Annotated in this window: 1 pseudogene; it reads left to right on the top strand. The window is 51.7% G+C overall.

Annotated features, from left to right (window positions below):
* Positions 1 to 104 precede the first annotated feature (104 nt).
* Positions 105 to 429 (top strand): annotated as a pseudogene (locus tag BFP89_RS29090) (IS4 family transposase); the annotation flags it as partial.

Here is a 429-nt window from a genome sequence, read left to right as displayed (position 1 = left end):
ATCCCCGATTTTTCTTACGAAAAATCAAGAAGTTGGAGTTATTGAAGAAGCCTGCATGAGTCGGCAACTTGGTTTGCACCACACAAAAACAAGATCCCAAACCCATGCAGGCCATCCGATTTTTACACAGAGCGCTCGCTCAAGCACTGCCTTCAATCCACTCTCGTCGCCTGACAACACTGATGAGTTGTGTCAGTTCGTTACTGCAAGGCCGCCGCCTGACGCTGACAGCGCTCGGACGTTTTATGCCAGGTCAGGCATTCCCCAAACATGCAATCAAGCGGGTTGATCGGTTACTGGGCAATCAACACCTCAGAGCAGAGCGTCCGCTGTTCTACTGGGTGATCCTGCGGGCATTGCTGGGGTCGGTGAAGCACCCATTAATCTTGGTTGACTGGTCCCGAATTGATGCTCCCGGCAACGCTTTTT

The sequence above is a fragment of the Pseudomonas sp. 31 R 17 genome, from assembly GCF_900004915.1.
Taxonomy (GTDB): Bacteria; Pseudomonadota; Gammaproteobacteria; order Pseudomonadales; family Pseudomonadaceae; genus Aquipseudomonas; species Aquipseudomonas orientalis_A.
This window is presented reverse-complemented; position numbering and strand designations above follow the sequence as displayed.